12 protein-coding genes are annotated in these 18,864 nt (G+C 44.3%); 10 read left to right on the top strand and 2 right to left on the bottom strand.

Features of this window, described 5'->3' with window-relative positions:
• Positions 1-11 precede the first annotated feature (11 nt).
• On the top strand, positions 12-1,127 hold the full coding sequence (locus AB3N00_RS24725) for a pectin acetylesterase-family hydrolase (RefSeq protein WP_413036937.1): 1,116 nt from the start codon (positions 12-14) through the stop codon (positions 1,125-1,127).
• A gap of 318 nt (positions 1,128-1,445) precedes the next feature.
• Here the strand turns inward: AB3N00_RS24725 and AB3N00_RS24720 are convergent, their stop codons facing one another.
• On the bottom strand, positions 1,446-3,122 hold the full coding sequence (locus AB3N00_RS24720) for a sensor histidine kinase (RefSeq protein ID WP_413036936.1): 1,677 nt from the start codon (positions 3,120-3,122) through the stop codon (positions 1,446-1,448).
• A 232-nt stretch (positions 3,123-3,354) separates the two neighbouring features.
• Between AB3N00_RS24720 and AB3N00_RS24715 the strand changes: the two genes are divergently transcribed.
• From AB3N00_RS24715 to AB3N00_RS24695, 5 genes are all read left to right on the top strand, one after another.
• The gene (locus AB3N00_RS24715) at positions 3,355-5,058 is read left to right on the top strand and encodes an extracellular solute-binding protein (protein ID WP_095266477.1); all 1,704 of its coding nucleotides are present in this window, start codon (positions 3,355-3,357) and stop codon (positions 5,056-5,058) included.
• Positions 5,059-5,243: 185 nt separating this feature from the next.
• On the top strand, positions 5,244-6,185 hold the full coding sequence (locus tag AB3N00_RS24710; protein ID WP_402872845.1) for an ABC transporter permease: 942 nt from the start codon (positions 5,244-5,246) through the stop codon (positions 6,183-6,185).
• Positions 6,186-6,196: 11 nt separating this feature from the next.
• Entirely contained in the window at positions 6,197-7,069 is an 873-nt protein-coding gene (locus AB3N00_RS24705) for a carbohydrate ABC transporter permease (RefSeq protein WP_402872811.1), read from the top strand.
• A gap of 48 nt (positions 7,070-7,117) precedes the next feature.
• Positions 7,118-8,290 (top strand): alpha/beta hydrolase, encoded by a 1,173-nt coding sequence (locus AB3N00_RS24700; protein WP_413036935.1) that lies wholly within the window; start codon positions 7,118-7,120, stop codon positions 8,288-8,290.
• Positions 8,291-8,306: 16 nt separating this feature from the next.
• Positions 8,307-11,117 carry a glycoside hydrolase family 3 protein gene (locus tag AB3N00_RS24695; RefSeq protein ID WP_413036934.1) on the top strand — a complete coding sequence of 937 codons (2,811 nt, stop codon included), beginning with the start codon at positions 8,307-8,309 and terminating at the stop codon, positions 11,115-11,117.
• Between the two features lie 81 nt (positions 11,118-11,198).
• On the opposite strand, the gene AB3N00_RS24690 is transcribed toward AB3N00_RS24695, so the two are convergent.
• On the bottom strand, positions 11,199-12,809 hold the full coding sequence (locus AB3N00_RS24690) for a response regulator (RefSeq protein WP_413036933.1): 1,611 nt from the start codon (positions 12,807-12,809) through the stop codon (positions 11,199-11,201).
• Positions 12,810-13,058: 249 nt separating this feature from the next.
• Here AB3N00_RS24690 and AB3N00_RS24685 point away from each other — a divergent pair, with 249 nt between their 5' ends.
• The 4 genes from AB3N00_RS24685 to AB3N00_RS24670 all read left to right on the top strand — a co-directional run bounded on the left by AB3N00_RS24685 (position 13,059) and on the right by AB3N00_RS24670 (position 18,772).
• Positions 13,059-14,111 (top strand): family 43 glycosylhydrolase, encoded by a 1,053-nt coding sequence (locus AB3N00_RS24685; protein ID WP_413036932.1) that lies wholly within the window; start codon positions 13,059-13,061, stop codon positions 14,109-14,111.
• A gap of 24 nt (positions 14,112-14,135) precedes the next feature.
• Positions 14,136-15,491, top strand: coding sequence for an alpha/beta hydrolase family protein (locus AB3N00_RS24680; protein ID WP_413036931.1), 1,356 nt, complete (start codon positions 14,136-14,138; stop codon positions 15,489-15,491).
• A gap of 16 nt (positions 15,492-15,507) precedes the next feature.
• Positions 15,508-16,602: a pectin acetylesterase-family hydrolase gene (locus AB3N00_RS24675; RefSeq protein ID WP_413036930.1), complete on the top strand. Its 1,095-nt coding sequence runs from the start codon at positions 15,508-15,510 to the stop codon at positions 16,600-16,602.
• A 547-nt stretch (positions 16,603-17,149) separates the two neighbouring features.
• Positions 17,150-18,772 carry a carboxylesterase/lipase family protein gene (locus AB3N00_RS24670; protein WP_413036929.1) on the top strand — a complete coding sequence of 541 codons (1,623 nt, stop codon included), beginning with the start codon at positions 17,150-17,152 and terminating at the stop codon, positions 18,770-18,772.
• The last annotated feature ends 92 nt before the right edge of the window (positions 18,773-18,864 follow it).

The raw sequence follows: 18,864 nt of genomic DNA, 5'->3' as shown, positions 1-18,864 counted from the left end.
GTGTGGGTATCATGACAAAAAGTTTAGAAGAATGGATTAAGTTAGCCAAAGAACGTCAAGCCCCTGTTTTAGATGGAGAACCAGAGGAGGGACAATGGTATAGGATTCCAGTTCTTAACGCGGTTTGCGCAGGAGGGTCGCCTTACTGGGGCTACCTGCGTAAAGGTACTGAACCGAACCTTATTGTCTGCTTTTCTGGTGGCGGAGTATCCATTAACGAGTATACTGCGGCTAGGCCTAACCGTTTAGGTGTAAAAGGGGAGACCTTTTACTCTGCCGAAGATACCATGCCTTTCAACGACCTGATCTTGGACATCGGTATATTCAATGATGAACCGGATAATCCATTTCGGAATTGGAGCCATATCTTTGTCAGCTATTCTACGGGTGATTTTCATGTAGGGAATGGAGATTACCACTATACATCCCCCGACGGATCTCCTGCTGTGCTTCACCATCATGGTTACCGTAACTATCGGGGGTTAATGGATCAGGCGGTCAAATACCTATCTCCACAGGCAAAGCTGTTGATTACCGGCGCGAGTGCAGGTGCCTTCGGTGCTTCGGCGTTGGCTTCGGATGTCACGAGTTATTTTCCGGATTGCCATGATGTGACATGCTGTCCGGACAGTTCATTACTCCTCTACGATCAATGGCAGGCAGTCGCTCAGAACGTATGGCAGGCGGAGGAACGGATATGGCAATCCTTGCATAGCCCCGATATCTGTCTTGACTGGATGCGCAACCTCTACGCCGAGAAGGGCAATAATATAAAATATCTTTATACTTGCTCCATTCGGGATGCTTTGTTGGCCCAGTATCAACACTATATTGATTACGATACACTAGAGCTGACTCGGGAGCAGTGTCTGCAATTTGAGAAAGATCTTAAGGGGATGATCGATGTGCTGAAGGCAGAAATCCCCGGCATTGGCCTTTTCCTGACCGACAGTCCGGCAGCAGGGATAGATCCGGAAATTCCAGGTACTCAGCATACGAGGATTCTAGACTTCAATTTTCCTCTTTCTGTCATACAAGGTATAAGTCTTAGAGACTGGATATGGAGTGGTGTGAATGGAAACATTTACGATGTGGGTCTGGAGCTTTTAAATATGGAGGAATCTTAAGGACCTAAACGCTACCAAGCAGTTGGAAACGTTAAAGGGGTTCCCCTATGAGCAAAGTTTTACAGCATGCGATTCGAAGATAGAAAGGCAGTAGACGATCTGGATCACCAAACATTCCAGATCGTCTACTTGCCTTTTCCCTTATATTCTTTGAAAAAGAATAGTGATGCCAAAAAAAGTCACCCCCCCTTCCGGGAACTTCGTTTAATATCAAAACAAGTTGATAACTTTGTGTTTTTGGTTAGTTTCAATTTATATAGCTATCTTAAGCTTGTTCAAGACAATGATTTCTTAGAAGACTTCGTTGAAATGAGATCTTTATTCTTCCATTTCGCTGCTTTTATCCCAGATCAGCTCCATGCGGATTCCGCCGTGTTGACTCTGGGTGATATTTAAGCTCGCTTGGGAGCCAAGCTGAATAAGCATTCGTTGTCGTATGTTCCATAACGCACAGCCCATCGTATCATCCAGTGGTTGTTCAATGCGGTGCAGTAGGCTCCAAATCTCTTCCGGAGTCATTCCTTTCCCGTCGTCTTCTACTACCAGAGAATACCGATCTCCATCATCACTTCCTGATATGTGTATGATACTGGCACTTTGCTTTTTTTCAATTCCGTGAATTATGCTGTTCTCTACCAAGGGTTGAATAAGCAGCTTGGGAACAATCAGGGACATCATAGAGTCCGGAATATTAATTTGCGCATGCAGGCGGTTGATACGTAAACTCTGGATATTAAGATAATTACGGACAACACCAATTTCTTTCTCAAGTGTGGTTAGCGGATCGTTGATCCGGGTTGTGTAACGGAAATATTCAGCCAGATTCTGAGTCATCGCATTCACTGCTTCGTCATTTCCCATACGGTTCATATTGTTGATAAAGAACAGACAATTGTACAAAAAATGTGGGTTAATTTGCGCCTGGAGTTGTTTAACCAATGCTTCTCTTGAAATGATTTTTTCTTTGTATACATTTTCAATCAAATCCTCGATTTGCTGTGCCATATTATTAAAATTGTGATATAGAATAGCAAACTCGGTATTGGACGTTCTGCTAATCCGGTGCGAGAAGTCTCCTTTTTGAAGTTGACGAACACCTTTCAACAATGTAAGAATCGGGACTTGCACTTTCCTATAGAAAAATATCAGGGTTAGTATTCCGGACAAAAATAACAGAATACAGGTGATGTAAAAAAAGAATTGCGTCTTTACAATGGGTTGAAGAGCTTTGTCCAGAGGTACATAATCCACCATGTACCAACCTAATGTCTGCGCTTTCAAAAAACTGACCATATAATCCATATTGCCGACTGATATTAACTCTGTTCCTTCATTTGTATCCTGCATTTTTAATGACATTTTGGAGACCAGTTCTTGGACCAGATTGGTATGTAAGGTACGGTTTGAAATGAAGATGGAATCAGAGTAATAGAAAAAAGGATCATTATTCTCTAATTTGGCTGAGTCCAGCATATTTTCCAAATTAGCTTTCGGAAATGTAACTCGGACCACATTTTGTTCGTATTTCCTGTACATAGAAAATAACTTTTGAGGAGATTCCAATACCCATCGCCCTTCTACCATGTCAACTGGAGGGGGTGTCTGGTTTTGAGACGAACCCACCCATTTATTCAGCAGAGTAGAGAAAATGTCAATTTGAACATTCCAACCCTGTGTAAAACTCTGGAGTTTCATTTTTTCCGAGAGATCCAGTATGAGCTGATCCTGTTCGTAATTATCCATCATGTCCACAGATTTAAGCAATCCCACTTTAGATTCCGCATTTAGAGCAACAGACAGCATGTTAAGCTGCTCAACATTGAAATCTAAAGAATTAACCAGGATACGCAATCGGTTCAGATTATTCGTTTGTATATCCTTTTTCACTGTACTTAAACTGGTCTCCACGGTGTAAGAATACATCATCAAGACTACTATTGTTGAAAGTAAAATAATAATTACCACACTGAGAAAGGTTCGGTATTGCTTTAACATGACAACAATCCTTTACAAAGAGGTAACCCCATTATAAGAATTCGTGCGATGCCTGGCAATGCGTATCGTTCGAGAACAGAATAAATCTTTGAAATGCGATATCTATGTTTATATTACTACACCAGATCTGTTTAGAATGAGATATGGAATGTTGAGAATAAGTTATTTAACGGCTGGATGCATATTTCTATAATTAAAGACGTATTCAAAAACATCATCAGGGGGGGTCTGTATGACCATGAAAACCAGAGTGCTGACCGTTGCACTTGCTACTGTAATGCTGACAATAGGAGTGCTCGGTTGCAGCAATACCAATAATCAGGTCAGTGAGAGTGACAAGATCAACAAAGAAACCAAAAAGTTGAATATTGTGAACGGAAAAATTGAACCGACCGCTACGTTTACTACAATTAGGATGGATAATCCAGTCGTTAAGTTTAGAGATGGGGAATCGATTTCAGACAATACGTTTACCCGTTGGGTGGAGAACAAGCTTGGGGTGAAAATTAAAACCTTGTGGACGGGCGGAGCTACGGACGGTTCTTTTACCACAAAAATGAAACTAATGCTTTCCTCAGGAGAAAAAATGCCGGATATCGTTAATGTAGGCGATCCAAATAATTTTAATCTTTTGATGGATTCAGGCAAGTTTATGGATGTGGGCGACGTTTTCGAAAAATACGCATCCCCGGCTTACAAAGCTGCAGTAGCGGAAAAGGAAGATGCTTGGCTTCCGTTCATTCGAGATGGTAAAAAAATGGCAATTCCCTCCGCAGATGAAGATTTTGGGCAAGCACAATCGGTGTTATGGATTCGCCAAGATTGGTTGGACAAGCTGAATTTGAAAGCACCTACTACAATAGGTGAACTGGAAACCGTGATGGATGCGTTCGTCTACCAGGACCCAAATGGTAATGGAATCAAGGACACGTTTGCCCTAGATTTTGCCATGAAGGAAAGGTTGAGCGGAGCAGCCATTGGAGATGCCTCCTGGATCTTCGGGCTATTCGGAGCGGTACCGGAAAGATGGTATCCGGGAGAAGACGGAAAGCTCCAATATGGATCTACTCAACCTGGGGTCAAGCAAGGGTTGGCAAAGCTGAACGAGTGGAAGAGCAAAGGGTATATTGCCAGCGATATCGCCTTACATGATACGAATACGATTGTGCAAGCGGTCACATCGGATAAGGTTGGCATTGTTGCTGCTCCTGCATTTTTTATGGGATATCCAGGTTCCCTTCTGCAAGCAAGCCATCCAAATGCACTATATGTTCCGTATCCGCTTCCTGTAGGGGTTGACGGACAAAATATGCGCACCAATTTGAATCTCGTGGGAGCAACGTTAATTAACAAGGATATTTCAGATGAAGCGCTGCAAGCCTTTTTTCATTATATAAACTCGATGTATGAGGGTTCTGAATCAGGGGACCCGTTCTACTTCCGAGGATATCAGGAAGGATATGATTATATCGTCAAAGACGGAAAAATTGTAACAGAGGAAAAAGAAATTCCAGGTGGAAAGATTGACACGAGTGTTTATGTCTTTATAACTTCGGGTGTAAGTCCAAAACGTAATAAAGAACTGTTTGATAAAATCGCCAACCGAGAAGAGCTAACGGACGAAGACCGTGCCTTGATGATCAGTACAGGGACGAATGCTGGTATCACCCCAATACAAAGATCGGTCTACGATGCATACCTGGTAAGTAAGAAGCAAGCTTCGGCGAATGTGAAGCAATATTATATGGGGCCTACGACCTCCACGATGTCGTCCCGAAACGAGTTACTGCAAAAAATGCAGATGGAGGCCTTCACGAAAATCATTTACGGTGAAGCTGCTGTGAATACGTTTGATCAATTTGTAGAGAAGTGGAAATCTATGGGTGGAGATACCATTACAAGCGAAGTAAATGAATGGTATGATTCTGTCAAATAAATGTTGATTAATAGGGGGCTTGATGCAGGTAACTGCATCAAGCCCCCTATTTTTTGAGTTGCAGATCTTTGACAATTTTAATATTTAGAATGCGTTATTGGTATTTGCATTGCTTTATATCAAGCCGAAATGGCTGAAATTATAATGAAGATAGATGATAAGAATTAGCTGGGAGGATTTAGATCATGGGCATGAATACTGCTGTACCTGCTGTACCGGCAAAAAAAATGAAATTATCCAGAACAAAAGGTAGCTGGGGATTATACCTGATGATCCTGCCTGCGGTGGTACTGACCGCGATTTTTGTCTATGTACCCATGAGTGGTCTCTTAATGGCCTTTCAGGATTATAAGCCTTATCTGGGGATCTCCAAATCTCCCTGGGTCGGGTTAGACCAATTCAAGTTTTTGTTTGAGTATCCCGACAGCATCCAAGTCATTTGGAACACACTGAAAATTTCGTTCCTCAAATTAGTCATCGGCATGATCAGTACGCTTGGGTTTGCACTGTTGATCAATGAAGTGAAACATAAATTTCTGCGCACATCGGTTCAGACCTTTGTGTTTCTGCCTCACTTCATTTCTTGGGTGGTCCTCGGCGGCATTTTCATCCAGCTGCTGAATCCGGAGTATGGATTGGTGAACCAGCTGCTCCAAGCCTTGGGGCAGGAGCCTGTGTTCTTCCTGGGGAGCAACCACTGGTTTGTGCCCATTGTGCTCTTGACGGACGCATGGAAAGAATTCGGCTACGGGTCCATCATTTATCTGGCGGCTCTGGTGGGTATTAATCCGGCTCTATATGAAGCCGCTCAAATCGACGGAGCGGGCAAACTGAAACAAATGTTGAATATCACCCTCCCAAGTCTAATCCCCACCATCTGTGTCATGCTGACGATCTCTCTGGGCGGCGTGCTCAATGCAGGCTTTGACCAGATCTTCAACTTGTACAATCCGCTGGTCTACGAAAGCGGCGATATCATCGATACCTTTGTGTACCGCATTGGCTTGATCGGTGGGAACTACAGTTTCGGTACAGCCATCGGATTATTCAAGTCCGTGGTGGGTCTGATCCTGATTCTAGTGGGATACCGGATCGCTTACAAAGTTGCAGGTTACAAGATTTTCTAAGGAGTGGACCTATGCGTACAACAGCCAAATTCAGTGCATTTCAACTCATCAACAATCTGGTCATGATCATGCTGGCCGCGGTGTGCATCCTGCCCTTTCTGCATGTGTTGTCTGTTTCTTTAAGTTCCAGTGCAGCCGTATCCGCTAATCAAGTGACGTTCTGGCCGATTGGTTTGAACTTGGGTTCCTACAGCAAGGCACTGGAAGATACCCAATTACTTCGTTCCCTCTGGATCTCGGTGGAGCGGACCTTGTTAAGTGTCACGCTGGGGTTGCTGGTGACCAGTATGGCAGCCTATGTGCTCTCCAAAGGCGGAGGACGAAACGGGATTGCAGGCTACAAATGGTTTGTCGGATTTTTTATTGTAGCCTTGCTGTTTAACGGGGGGATGATCCCGACGTATTTGGTAGTGACCAAAATCGGTCTGTATAACTCGATATGGGCGCTGATCCTGCCGACGATGGTCAATGTCTTCAACATCATCCTGATTATGAATTTTTTCAAGGCATTGCCGAAAGAGCTGGAAGAAGCCGCTTATATCGACGGTGCCGGGCACTGGAAAGTGTATCTGAGAGTAATGATGCCCTTATCGCTGCCCGTCATGGCGACCGTGGGTCTGTTCACCGTGGTAGGGGAATGGAATGAATGGTTATCTGGTCAAATTTATATGAAGCCGGAGAACGTGCCGCTGAGTACGTTTTTGAAAGCTGCCATATCCATGCCGAATATCGATATCAAGAATGCAGAAGAGGCCGCGAAATTTAATGCCCTATCCCTGAATTCTGCGCAAATCTTCATCGGAGCTTTACCGATCTTGCTGATCTATCCGTTCCTCCAAAAATTCTTTGCAAAAGGTATCGTCATTGGTGCAGTGAAGGAGTAAGACAATCTTAATTAAAAGACATTTATCTTTAAAGGAGAGAGATGAAGAATGAGTTATAGCAAAGAAGCAGTCACTAGAACTTTGGCAGGCGAAGGTATTGCAATCGTCAACGGTGCAGAGGTGAAGGTTTGCAAGGGTGCAGACTATCCTGAGGGCAAGCTTGATCCCTGGTTAATGGAAATATTGAAGCGGAAAAACAAGCTGGATGAAAAGGGTGATTCACCTGGTGTAGACATTGCAGCATTAACAGGTGTAGATATCGGGAAATTAATTTCCGGTGAGGAAGACCCGGCTCAACTGATGTTGGTCCTGCGTCATTTACAAGAAAAAGTTAACTTGAACGCTGATAACGAAGACAGCATCAACCTCTGCGAAGGAGAAATTGAGGTTACATATGAGGACCGGGTATTTTACCGCAACACCAATCGCTTATGGCGCTATCAGAGGACAAATATGGACACTCAAAAGGCTCATCCATGCTACATTCATTTTCACGGTGGTGGGTGGTTTACCGGTTCTCCCCAAGGGAGAGATAACATGTTGAAGTACATTGCAGAAAAATCGGACGCGGTCATATTTGATTTCGATTACTCGCTTGCGCCAGAACACCGTTTCCCGGAAGCCTTTAATGAATGTTATGAAGTCATTAAATACATCTATGATCATGCACAGCAGTTTCGTATTGATCCGAAGCGAATAGCAGTTGGCGGCGGCAGCGCCGGAGCGAACCTGACGGCTGGGTTGACACTGCGGGCTAAACACGAAGGGCGGAATGAGCTCATCGCTCTTCAAATTTTAATTAATCCGCCACTTTTGTGGACAGATGACCATCCCGATGGATTTATTTGGTCTATAGATCAGTTTCCTGTTACTGAAGGGGGAGAATCCTTTTTTGGAAAACAAACGGATCGCGCCACGGATTGGGCCTTGCGCTTAATGGCCCAAAACTATATGGGCAAAGAACCGCTAAGTAATATATACTTTTCTCCCATGTTGGCGGATGATCTTAGCGGGCTGCCGCCTGCGCTGGTCGTTACTGCCGAGCTGGATGGCCTGCGGCTGGAAGCGGAACATTATGCAGGCCAATTGAAAAAAGCCGGAGTTCCTGTTAAAGCTTGCCGCTACAGTGGAACTAATCACGATTCACTGGCTTACTTCGGTCATTTTCCGGCAGGAGAAGCGTGTGCAATTGAAATTGTGAACGAACTGACCAAGATGTGATAGGGGGGTGCAAGGGATGAATGAGACAAACTTTGACTTGCAGCGCTACGCTGCAAAAGCGCGGCAGGCCGCAGCAGAAGGTGTTGTACTGCTGAAAAATGATTGCAATGTTTTGCCGCTTGCACCAGGGAGTAAGGTCGCTCTGTTTGGCCGTTCACAGTTTAACTATTACAAAAGCGGTACCGGATCCGGGGGGTTGGTCAATACCAAATATGTTGTTGGCATTGCAGAGGCTTTGGAAAGTAAAGACGGCTATGAGATCAATCAGGCGGTCAAGCAGTCTTATCTTGATTGGTTACAGGAACATCCGTTTGATAAAGGTGCTGGTTGGGGTAAGGAACCGTGGTTCCAGGAAGAAATGTTCCTTGATGCTGATCGGGTTAAGCAAGCAGCTAAGGAGTCAGAAGTTGCAATCATAGTCCTTGGCCGCACAGCTGGGGAAGACCAGGATAACAAACCTGAAGCTGGAAGCTATTTACTGACAGAAGCAGAGGAAGCTATGTTAGAAAGGGTTTGTAAAGAATTTGAACGGACCGTGGTGTTGTTAAATGTGGGCAATATTATAGATATGAAATGGGTGGAGATTTATAAACCTTCGGCTGTGCTGTATGTTTGGCAAGGTGGACAGGAGGGCGGCAATGGTGTTCTCGATGTTTTGACCGGAAGGATAAGTCCGAGCGGACGAATGACAGACACCATAGCAAGAGACATTGAGGATTATCCGTCCACGGCGAATCATGGGGGTTCAATACGCAACTTGTACCAGGAGGATATCTATGTTGGATACCGCTACTTTGAGACTTTTGCCAAAGACCGTGTCCTGTATCCATTTGGCTTCGGCCTGTCCTACACCACATTTGAAACACGGACAGAACGGATAGAGCGTTTGAACGATGGTGTCCGGATTTATGTTACTGTTACCAATACCGGAGATAGACCAGGGAAACAGGTCGTTCAGGTTTACTGTGAAGCTCCGCAAGGCAAACTGGGTAAACCAGCCCGCGTGCTCGCTGGGTTTGCGAAAACCAAAGAACTGCTTCCGGGTGGGAAACAATTCATTGAAATCAAAATTGCTTTTAAAGCAATAGCATCCTATGATGATTCCGGCATCACAGGGTGCAGATCGGCTTGGGTAATGGAAGCTGGGAGCTACATCTTCCATGTGGGGGATCATGTGAGAGATGCGAAATCCTGCGGCAGCATTGCCATAGACAAGCTGCAGGTATTGGAACAATTACAGGAGGCCATGGCACCGGATGTTGCATTCGAGCGAATGCGTTGTGCCTCTGACGAAAGTCTAATTTATGAACCGGTTCCATTAAGGACTATAGAACCAAAGGCGCGCCGCGCGAAAACTCTTCCAGATGAAATTCCTTACACTGGAGATAAAGGATATAAGCTTACAGATGTCAAATCGAATATGGTCAGCATGGAAGATTATATTGCTCAGCTTTCGGATGAAGATTTATGCTGTATTGTGCGCGGTGAAGGCATGAGCAGTCCAAAGGTTACACCGGGCACAGCCGGCGCATTTGGCGGTGTGACAAAGAGGTTGGAAGCTTTCGGAATCCCTCTTGCTTGCTCAGCAGATGGTCCAAGTGGTATACGTATGGACTGTGGAAATACAGCATTTTCCATGCCCAATGGAACCTGCCTGGGCTGTACTTTTAATGAAGCATTGCTGACAGAACTGTATGCGTACGCAGGTTTGGAACTTCGGAAAAACCATGTAGACACTCTGCTTGGACCCGGAATGAACATCCATCGCAATCCTCTCAATGGCCGGAATTTTGAATATTTCAGTGAGGACCCGTTCCTGACGGGTCGGATGGTGGTTGCACAACTACATGGTATGAATCCATATGATGTGACGGGTACCATTAAACATTTTGCTTGCAATAGTCAGGAGGCGCACCGCAACACGGTGGAGGCTGTGGTATCGGAAAGGGCCCTGCGGGAGATTTATCTGCGCGGGTTTGAAATGGCGGTCAAAGAGGGCAATGCGATATCAGTTATGACCTCGTATAACCCGATCAATGGGTTTTGGTCTGCCAGCAACTATGATCTTACAACTACAATCCTGCGGGGGGAGTGGGGCTTCAGAGGGATTGTAATGACCGATTGGTGGGCAAAGGGAAATGACGAAGGAGAAGAGGGAAGTGTCCAGAATGTGGCAGCAATGATACGGGCACAGAACGATTTGTTCATGGTAGTAAGTGACTCCCAGCAGAACACCAGAGGGGATAACTCCGCAGAAGCCCTGCGGATGGGAACCGTGACACGGGGTGAATATCAGCGCTCAGCAATGAACATTTGCAACTATTTGATGGGAACAACAGCCTTTAACCGGATGATTGGAATGGAAACAGAGCTGGACAAGGCACTGGCCGCTTTCAGGGAAGAGGAAGGCGATGTGGTCTTGGATATACTTTCGGTACCAGTAGAAAAGGAGTCTGTTGTGTCAGGAGAGATATTTGATATCTCTCGGGGACGGAGTACTTTTATACGAGCTGACCTGAAGGAACGCGGTGTATACCGGGTCGAGTTAACGTGCCGCGCCACCGCTGAGAACAGTGAACTTGCCCAAATTCCAGTGAGCATTTTCCATGATGCTGAAATCTTGCAAACAATAACGCTGACAGGTGCAGATTCTGAATGGAAAACCTACACGGTTGATATCCGGCAGCCGATTTTGCAAAAAACCACACACTTTAAGTTCGTTTTTGGTCAAAGTGGAATGGAAATCAAGGAGTTTAGAATCATTATGACCAGCTCTTTGGAGGAACGTATTCAGCAGGCACTATCAGTCCCCGGCGGTCAAATTTAGTAACTGGGTAAAATTTAGCAAAAAAGGCTTCCAGTAATCAATTACCTGGGAGCCTTTTGTCGTGTGATCGATAAATAAGTTTTACCGGTTCCGATAATCCTGCGGCGTCTTGCCGAAATGTTCCTTGAAGATTTTGATGAAATGAGGGGTTGCCTGAAAGCCCAGCTGGTCGCTGATTTCAGATATTTTCAAGTCCGTATTTCGCAGGAGATGAACCGCTCTTTCCATTCGGAAATGATAAATATAATCACCAATCGTTTCATTCATAACAGTCTTGTAAATCTTGGAGAGATACACCGGATGCAGACCCACATGGTCGGCAATGATTTGCAATGAAATCCCCTCAGACAAATGTTCATGAATAAATGTTCGGACTTTGGTGGCAACCTGCTGTTGTGCATTCTCCATTTGGGTCGACGTCTTAGCCTTTAATGCAATTATAATTTTACTTGCCCAGTCGTAAATTCGTTGTCTTGAGAGATGCCCCTTCTTGCGGAGCAACAAATCGAATTCTGGTCCCATCTGATCATATAAGCTGGATCCATTCGGCTGGAAACAGATGGTGAATGAGGATGAGAGATAAAGCAGCACTGTAAATAATTGATCCTGTGAAAGATCGTAAGATTGTTCGTCTGCACTACTGCCAACAATGAGCAATTCATCAATCTTGGCAATCGCCTCGTCCCAGCTGCCTGAATCCAGCAGTGTTGAAAGTGCAGGCGGAGCATATAATTTTTTGACGATGGAGCTCTGAGGCTGCTCACTTTTTTCATTAATGGTTAGGAAGAAACTTTTATTATTTCCAATATTCCGGTTAATGGCGTTTATTGCGTCCAAATATAAGTTTTGCAGGTCGTCTGGAAACTTGGCGATGTTGCTTAGGCAGATCGAGAGCGAGCCCTTCAGGAATTTTTGGACATGGTTCTGCAGCTTCACTGCAAATGAATCCACCAAGTGCAAATCGTCTGACTGGTTGCCTTTGATGAGAAAAACTAAGTATCCCTGCTCGGTGACGCAGTGCCATAAAGTGAACAATTTTTGGAACACTTCATCTGCAATATTGGTAACGGCATATTCAAGGAGTGATAAGGATTGGAGGTCGTACCCCGAGAAGTCCTCCTCCATGCGAACAACCATCATCATATAGGGGTCATCGAACCGAAAGGGAACGCCTACCAGAGCAAGTCTCTCATCCAAAACTTCATGGCGGATGATCTTGTTCTTAAGCAGGTCGTTAAGCAGCTGTGACCGCATCAGTGGGAGATTAGCCTCTAGGGTTTGCTTAATACGCTGGAAGGATATGACTTCCTTCCATTCCTCTTCAACATTATGAATTGCTTTCTTAACCGAGTTAATTAACTCATTATAATCGACTGGCTTAAGCAAGTAATCCTGTGTCTGAAAAGCTAAGGCTTTTTTGGCGTATTCAAACTCGTCATGTCCCGAAAGGATGATACAGCGGATTTTGCGTGAATAATGCTGCATCACTTCGATTAACTCCAATCCGGACATTTCTGGCATCTGAATGTCCGTAATCATAATGTCAATCGAATACTTGGCCGCAATGTGCAGTGCTTCTTGCGCAGAGTATGCACAATGTACCTCTTCTATTCCATAATCTTTCCATTGTACAGTCATAGCCAGACTATCTACGACAGAGGTCTCATCATCAACAATAAGTAGTTGGTACATAATTTTATTCCTCCGGTTGGTTGCTAATCTCCCATTTCTGCTTGAGGTAACCTCATTATATGAATCTGTTAGTCGGCTGGCAATGTCTATAGACTGGAATTCCGTCTTAGATTAGAAATGAGATATTTATGTTTGGATTCCTATATATCAACAGCTAAATACAGGAACCTATAATTAAGCTGTGAGGAAAGTATAGAATTTGTCAACACATGACTAAAATCTATTACCAAGAAAGGATCCAAATTATCTATGCAAACATCAATTAGACCGGGGCAAATCTGGCTGGATACGGAAGGCAAACGAATTCAAGCTCACGCAGGTTCTATCTTTTACGAGAATGATACGTTCTATTGGTACGGTGAGAATAAGGAGAAGACAACACCGGGCAGCGGAATCTGGCACTGGGGAGTCCGTTGTTATTCGTCCAAGGACCTTTACAATTGGCAAGATGAGGGGTTGATTATTCCCCCAGTGGAAAATGATCCTGCTTCTTCTCTTCATCCAGCCAGTTATATGGATCGTCCACACATTATTTTCAACAAGAATACCGGGAAATATATTTGCTTCCTCAAGATTATGGAAAAGGATAGCACCCAGACTCTGACCATCATGTCCGCAGATCAATTACTAGGGCCTTATATGATGATTAAAACCAAGTTCCGCCCTTTAAATATGAGTGCCGGTGATTTCGACCTGGCAGTTGCACGGGACGGGAAAGCGTATTATTACTTCGAACGGGTTCACAGTGAATTGATTTGTGCTGATTTGACCGCGGATTATACAGGTGTAACGGGATTTTATTCAACTCATTTCCCCAATTTTTATCCGCCTTACGTCCGCGAGGCCCCGGCATATTTTACAAGAAGAAACTTGCATTATTTGGTGACCTCAGGTACGACAAGCTATAATCCGAATCCTTCAGAAGTTGCATGTTCACGGTCCTTCCACGGCCCATTCGAAATTCTGGGTAATCCGCATGTGAATGATCCCTCAAATACTTCCTTCTGTTCCCAGATCTCTTCGGTATTCAAGCATCCGAAGAAGAAAGATCTGTATATCGCCTTGGCTGACCGCTGGATTACTGATGAAGAAGGCATGATTTCATATGACGTTCTGGCTGACGCCTATGACCGGTATTTTAATCCAGACCGCCAAGATGAACCAGTTACGTTTATCGGTTCCTCTTATAATGTGAATGAGAATACACATAAAGCAGATTATGTTTGGCTACCGTTCCGGTTCGACGGGAAGATGGCTTATCTGGACTGGAAAGACGAATGGCGGATTGAAGATTATGATTAATCATGGAGCGAAGGAGGAACATGCATGAAACGTGATATCCGAAAAATGATGGCACTATTATCGGAAGCAAATGTAAAAGAACAGGACCTGCCTTTCTCCGTTGAAAAACGGGATATTGAAATTCCTTTCATTTCAAAAAACGGCACTGTGCGCCGGCGTCCCCTTCGTATTTATGTTCCGGAAACTGGGCCGACTCCGAAACCGCTGGTGTTCATCGCGCATTATGAAATGCCCGAAAATGACGCAACGTTGAACCTTTATTTGAGGAAAGGCTGGGCTGTATCGACACCGATTGATTTTCAGTCTGAATATAATGGGAATCTAATCGATGACGACCTGATTTTCAACAGCGCCGCATTATCAGCCGTCAGGAAGCAGCCCGACATGGACCGGACACGGATCGTTGTCAGTGGGGGAAGCGCCGGCGGTTATATGACGCAGATGTTGTCTGTTCTGCATCTTGGTATCTGCTGCTCTGTTTCCTTTAGCGGAATTACCAATATATTATTTAACATGAAGTATCTTCAGTCAGCAAACGAACATAACAAGGAGATTCTTGAAACGCTAACCGCAGACGAACGAAAAGACTTCATTCGCTGTCTGGAAGTAATTCCAGTGCCTATAATCGGTGCGATATTCGGACAGTTCGCTCCAATTCTGGCAAAGATCCAGGAGAATTCACACGGCGAGATTTGGAAGGCTTTATCTCCATCCTGCATGGCAAGATGTTTTACCGGTCCGGTATTATTTTCTCATTTTACCTCTGACTTGCTGGTACCCATTGATCAACTGACCAAACGATTCACATATGCCGAGCTTGACAAGTCCCTTCCCGACGGATTCCGTATCCGTATGTCAGAGTTCCCGCTCGAAGAAGAGCTGCAGCGATCAATGGCTGAAATGCTTCCTGCAGGTGATTTATTTGAGAATCTTTGTCCGCCCCCGCAAACATCAGGAGAAAATTTCAAGCTCTCCTTCGATCTCAGCAAACGCTTCAACATACTCGTATTCGATGAAGGCAATGTCGAAGCAGAGGGTGGGCATTATAAAAAAATGGATCTTGGTTCCATTGACGCGACCGCCTATATACAGGCTCAGCTTCAGAAGTCGTCCAGAGAAACAAACTGGCTGACCGCCGGAAAACTGGCGCTCATGGCTGAGCGGTATGCGGGAAAAGGCTTCCTGATTCCCGGACAGGCTGGCATCGACGATACCGTTTATGGTTCGGTTGCTATGAACTGTCAGGAGATTCTTGAGGAGCTGTCGGAGTTTGGCGAGCTTCATCCTGAGGAATTTGCCGATACGCTTCGTACAGTAATGACTGCAAGACCGGATCTTGCGGATGCACTGGGTGAGATCAAAAACCGACTATTAATCTAATAAGGAGCGCTGTCATATGTTTGATAATGACGAAGAGTTAAGAGGATATTTGCCGAAGCACTTCCCGATATTAGAGGGAAAGCCTGAAGCCGGACAATGGTATAGGCTCCCGGTTCCCGGAGCAATTAGTGCAGATGGCTTGCCTTACTGGGGATTTCTGCGGAAAGGAACAGAGCCGGGCCTTATCGTTTATTTCTCCGGTGGAGGTGTATCGCTGAATGCATATATGGCGGCACGTCCCAATAAGTTAAATGAGATTTCGGAGACATTTTATTTTGACGGCAAAGCGTTGCCGTACATCGATGCATTCGTAAAGCAAGGCCTTTTTGACCCTTCCCAAGATAATCCCTTTCGGAACTGGAGCTGCATCTTGGTAAGCTATACAACAGGTGATTTCCATGTGGGGAATGGCGACTACCCTTATACAGCAATAGACGGTTCGCCTGCTGTGCTGCATCATCATGGCTATCGCAATTATCGGGGGCTTATGGAGCAGGCGCTTCAATTTATATCAGCTCCCACGAAACTGCTGATCACCGGCGGCAGTGCAGGCGCTTTCGGTGCTTCGGCTTTGGCTGCGGATGTCATGGATTATTTCCCGGAGTGCCGGGATGTGACCTGCTGTCCGGATAGCTCATTGTTGCTCTATAACGAGTGGCAGGCAGTTGCTCAGCATGTCTGGCAGGCAAATGAACGGATATGGAAACCGCTGCACGGGCCAAATATTTGCCTTGACTGGCTTCGCGCCCTTTATGCTGAGAAGGGTGACGGCGTAAGGTACCTCTTTATTTGCTCCATTAGGGATAGTGCTCTGGCAAGGTACCAACATTTTTTGGATCACGGCACTATGGAGCTTACAAGGGAACAAAGTCTACAATTCGAAAAGGATCTCAGGAATATGGTCGATGTGCTGAAGAGCGAAATCCCTGGCATTGGTGTCTTCCTGCTGGATAACCCCGATACGGGGCTTGATCCGGAGCTCCTGGGTACACAGCATACCTTTCTTCACACTCCCGAGTTTTTTCAGCCCGTCAAAGATGGTGTCAGTCTTCGTGATTGGCTGTGGAATGCCGTGAATGGAAGTGTTCTAAATATAGGGTTGGAACGTTGAAAAGCAAAATTGAATTGTGATGGAATGAAAATTAAATCGAAAGGCTCCGTGGCAATTTAAAGATTGCTCAGGAGCCTTTTTTTTATTAGAAAGCTTGATGCAATCGAATAAGTACTCTTAGAAATCTAGATGTAAACTTCCCATTAAAGATATAAATGCACACTGTACTGGATGTCCATAAGGTTCATGGCCAGCTTTAATTTTCGTTGGTAATTACAATCTATAATTAGAACACTTAGAATGAGATACCTATGTTTGTATTCCTTTATTTCGGAGGTCAGATGCATCAAATTATAATGAAGTTAACTCAATCGTGAGGGGTGATAACACACCTTTTTTTAGCATGTATACATTGTTTTTCATGGTTGGTTACGAGTTCCTCGTAAGAAAAATCTGTCAAAAATAAAGGGAGGAATGTTGAGATCAAAATGGTAGTCGTTCTTGTTGTAGGGTGAATCACGACCGCGCAGCCCATTTTGCGCATGGATTGTATTAACCACGGTGGAATGTTGTTTGATTAAGGTAATCCGAGAGAGGGGTAATGCTCGTGAAAAAGGTGATAGTAGTTATCTTAAGCGCAATGTTGATTCTGTCTGTTTTTGTACCCAACAACGCACTGGCAGTCACAAACGACAATCAAGAGCAATCAATCCGAGATCTTAATTACAAGAGAATTATAAAAGGGGAGGAAAATAATACTCTCAAACCTGACAAGATTACAAAACATGTCACTGGCGGCAAAATTAGAGGTTATCTTTCCCCAAATGATAGTTCAGTGGCAATATATAAAGGAATCCCTTATGCTGCGCCTCCTGTTGGAGAAAACAGATGGCGGGCTCCACAGGATGTAAAAGCATGGTCTGGTGTAAAAGAGACGAGAGAATATGGATTTTCATGTATGCAAAAAATAAATAAAGAAGATTACACAAATTATCCTGAATATATGGTTTCAGACAAAGTATCCGAGGATTGCTTGACTCTAAATATATGGACTAACAGCAAAACGGGAATAAAGGCAAATATGCCGGTTGTATTTTACATTCACGGAGGAGGTTGGGTCGGAGGCGGGTCGGACATCGAAATTATAGACGGAGAACATCTTGCATCACAAGATGTTATATTTGTAAGTGTCAATTATCGTTTGGGTGTATTTGGATGGTTTGCGTCCTCCGATTTAGTTGAAGAAGATCCTGAGAACTCTAGCGGAAACTACGGACTGATGGATGTGGTGAAAGGATTGGAATGGGTAAATGACAATATTAGTGCGTTCGGCGGAGATCCGAATAATGTAACAATTATGGGGGGCTCCGCTGGAGCGAATCTGGTAAACACATTATTGGTATCCCCTAAAGCCAAAGGGTTATTCAAGCACGCTTTCAGCATGAGTTATCCTCTCGATATCATCAATACGTACCCTAAATTGAGTGATAGAAAGTTGAATGGTGATCGAATTGTAGAGAATGCAGGAGGCTTGGAAACCCTCAGAAATATGTCGACCGAAGAAGTATATAATTTAGGTTTATTCGCAGCACCTTGTATTGACGGAACTTATGTTACCAAAAATTTCAGAGAAGCTCTGGAATCCGGCATGTCAAAAGATATAGATTTAATAACTGGAGTAGTTTGGAATGATATTAACGGGACTGATGAAAGTATGAGAGGTGACGGTTTGTTTACTTCATTTATGGTTCCTGTTCCCGAAGCGACCGAAGGTGAAGTGCTGGCAACGGTATTAAACGGTGTTGCTATTGCAAGGGAAAAGGGAGGTTCAAAAGGAAAGACATATGTTCTAGAGTTCAATCACATTATGCCTGGACCTGTAAATTTAGGGGCATTTCACGGGTCTGAAATCCCTTATTTCCTGAATTACTTTTCTGATTTTAGAAAAGCCTTCTGGCAGAAGAAGGATTATAACGTAGGAAAAATAGCATCCTCCTACTTAATCAATTTCAGTAAAACAGGATCTCCCAATGGAAAAGGTTTAGTCAAGTGGAATCCGAGTAAGGGAGATTACACACATTTTGTAATGAAAGCCAAGAGTGAAGAGCAGAAAATAAAACACGCAGACATTATTGTTGAGGAGTTCAAGAAAGCAGGATTTGACTTTTTACAGTATGGAAAAAAAACAAACTTAGATATTCAAGAGCTTGCTGTGGCAAATGAGAAATAAATGGTAAGAGAACATTAATGAACCACATTTTAATGAAGTAAATTAAATGGTTGCCTTATTTGAAAGCGTTACCAGATTAGAGAAGGAATGAA

The sequence above is a fragment of the Paenibacillus xylanilyticus genome (genome assembly GCF_047246825.1).
Lineage (GTDB): Bacteria > Bacillota > Bacilli > Paenibacillales > Paenibacillaceae > Paenibacillus > Paenibacillus xylanilyticus_B.
The sequence above is the reverse complement of the archived record's forward strand: the minus strand, read 5'-3'. Positions and strand labels throughout refer to the sequence as shown.